The organism is Parvibaculum sp. (assembly GCF_049672805.1).
GTDB lineage: Bacteria > Pseudomonadota > Alphaproteobacteria > Parvibaculales > Parvibaculaceae > Parvibaculum.
This window is the reverse complement of the sequence record NZ_JBATWS010000303.1, coordinates 1-2,522: the sequence shown is the minus strand read 5'-3', so window position 1 is coordinate 2,522 and position 2,522 is coordinate 1. Positions and strand designations below refer to the sequence as shown.

3 protein-coding genes are annotated in these 2,522 nt (G+C 60.3%); all 3 read left to right on the top strand.

The window, feature by feature from the left end; all coding sequences use genetic code 11:
• On the top strand, window positions 1-599 hold a 599-nt coding region (locus tag WBF74_RS09690; protein WP_424438797.1), incomplete at its 5' end, for an ATP-binding protein.
• 152 nt (window positions 600-751) lie between these two features.
• On the top strand, window positions 752-1,258 hold the full coding sequence (locus WBF74_RS09685; RefSeq protein WP_424438794.1) for a copper chaperone PCu(A)C: 507 nt from the start codon (window positions 752-754) through the stop codon (window positions 1,256-1,258).
• A 381-nt stretch (window positions 1,259-1,639) separates the two neighbouring features.
• Window positions 1,640-2,522: DUF1302 domain-containing protein (locus WBF74_RS09680; RefSeq protein WP_424438791.1), on the top strand; the 883-nt coding region annotated here is incomplete at its 3' end.

Here is a 2,522-nt window from a genome sequence, read left to right as displayed (position 1 = left end):
CGATCACGGTGATCGATCTTTCCACCGTGCCGCCGGAAATTCTTGATGTGGTGATCTCGGTGATCTCCCGCCTTGCCTTTGATCTCGCCGTGTGGAGCAAGGGCGGGCTTCCCATGCTGCTCGTCTGCGAGGAAGCCCATCGCTATGCGCCTGCGGCGGTGGAGCTTGGCTTTGCGCCAACGCGTCAGGCGCTGTCACGCATTGCGAAGGAGGGACGGAAATACGGACTCTCTCTCGCCCTTGTCACGCAGCGACCTTCCGAGCTTGATGCGACGATCCTCTCCCAATGCAGCACGGTGGTTGCGATGCGGCTTTCGACCGAGCGCGACCAGCAGGTGATGCGCGCCAACACGCATGACGGTTCGCTCGACCTTCTCGACTTTCTGCCGCTTCTCGGGGACCGGGAGGCGATTGTGCTTGGTCAGGGCGTTTCCATGCCCATGCGCATTCGCTTTGCCGACATCACCTCGCGGGGCGTGCCGCAGAATCTCAATTCCGGTTTCTCCTATTCCTGGAGCAAGCCCAATCTCGACCGGGCCGGGCTTGAGGCGATTGTCTCGCGCTGGCGCCTGTCGGGCCGCGAGCGCAATCAGGGCTAGGCACTTCCGCGAATATCGGTGGTTTTCAATATCGGATTCACCCCGGCACTCGTTTTAGCGCGACGGAACGTCTCGCCGGGGATGGTGGCGGGTGCGCAAGCGCTGCCCAGTGGCTATGGTGCCTCTGATTCTTGTTCCAGAGGGAGGTTTCCATGCGCCGTCCGTTCCTTGCTTCTTTTCTTGCTCTCTTTCTGATCGCGCCGCTTCTCGGGGCGTGCGGCGAAAACGGCACGAGCGAAATCTCGGTTGCGGATGCCTGGGCGCGCGCGAGCGCCACGCGCACGGGGGCGGCCTATCTCACCATCGCAAATGGCGGCAAGGCGGATGACCGGCTGCTTGAGGCGCGGTCGCCCGTGGCCGAGAAGGTGGAAATCCACGACATGACGATGGAAGACATGGTCATGAGGATGCGGCGGCTCGATGATCTTCCGGTCGCGGCGGGAAGCCGTGTTGCGCTCGCGCCGGGCGGCAAGCACATCATGCTGATCGGCCTTTCCGGGCCGCTCACGGAAGGGATGGTCGTGCCGCTGACGCTTGTGTTCGAGAAGGCAGGTGAAGTTGCGGTCGAGGCGCCGGTACGCGCCGCCGGGCAGAGCGGTGGCCATGATGCGCATGATCATGGCGACCATGACCATGGTGAGCATGGCGCGGCGCATTGAGAGCGTCTTTATTCCGTCTTCAGAAGCCAGCCGCGCGACGCCTCGAATCACCGGAAAATTGTTGCAGCGCATATATTCAGTGTGCGGCGCAATAAAAATGAACGGCCCGGGCCAGTATTCCGCTGCGATCATTACAGCCGTGTCATAAATGCCATACCCCGCCCGAATGTTGCATCCGGAGCCCCGCTCCGCATCTGCGTAGTCTTGACTCGAACCCCCAATGAATGTGGGCTATGCGGCGAGGGATGCTGACTGGCCGGGGGGGAAACAGTCGATAATGCTTTCCGATTCAAAACCTCCCGTCCGGGCTGCAAGTTAGTGAAGCCATCGAGGATCGAGGAGGATCGCTCAATGAAAAGAGGAAGCGTCCAAAAGCTACTTTTGGGCAGTATAGCCGCGACGGCGATGATGTTCGCTGCGGGCGCGGCTAATGCCGTGGACTTCAAGTTCGGGGAGGTAACGCTCTCCGTGGACAATACCGCCTCGGTGGGTGTCGGTGTCCGTACGTCGAAGCAGCAGTGCTACAACGTCAGCATTTATAATGGTGGTTGCGGCTTTGCGAATGGCTCCGCGACCGGCGTTGAGTTCGGCGTCAACGATGACGACGGCAACGTCAATACGGATCAGTGGGATCCCTATTCAACCGCGATCAAGCTGACGACGGATTTCGAACTGAAGTACCGCAATTACGGTGCTTTCGTCCGTACCAAGCTGTTCTATGATCACTGGATCTATGAAGAACTCGGCACGCGGAACAACCGTTTCGGTGCACGCCCGATGGTGGACGCCGCCCGTGGCGATGACGCCCGCAACTTCGGTGGCCGTGGTGCCGATATTCTTGACGCCTTCGTCTATACGAACTTCGATGTAGGCAACACGCCTGTGTCTCTCCGCGCCGGTAAGCAGGTGATCAACTGGGGTGAAAGCCTTTTCATCCAGGGCGGCATCAGCTCCTACCTGCCGGTTGACGTCTCGGCCATTCGTACGCCGGGTTCGGAACTGAAGGAAGCCTATCTGCCGGTGCCGGCTCTTTATGGCTCGATCGGCCTGCCGCACAACATCCAGCTCGAAGCCTTCTGGCAGTTCGGCTGGGAAAAGACCAAGCTTGATGCTTGCGGCACCTTCTTCTCCGGCACGGACGCGGCTTGCGAAGGCGGCGCATATGTCATGAGCGCAGGTGAATATCCGACTGGTCCGATCACCATCCGCCGTCATGCTTCTGACGAAGGCGACGATACGGGCACGTTCGGCCTTGCCTTCAAGC

Bases quoted from the DNA above. Each gene is read 5' to 3' on its own strand.
- WBF74_RS09685 (WP_424438794.1), top strand. From the start codon at position 752: ATGCGCCGTCCGTTCCTTGCTTCTTTTCTTGCTCTCTTTCTGATCGCG.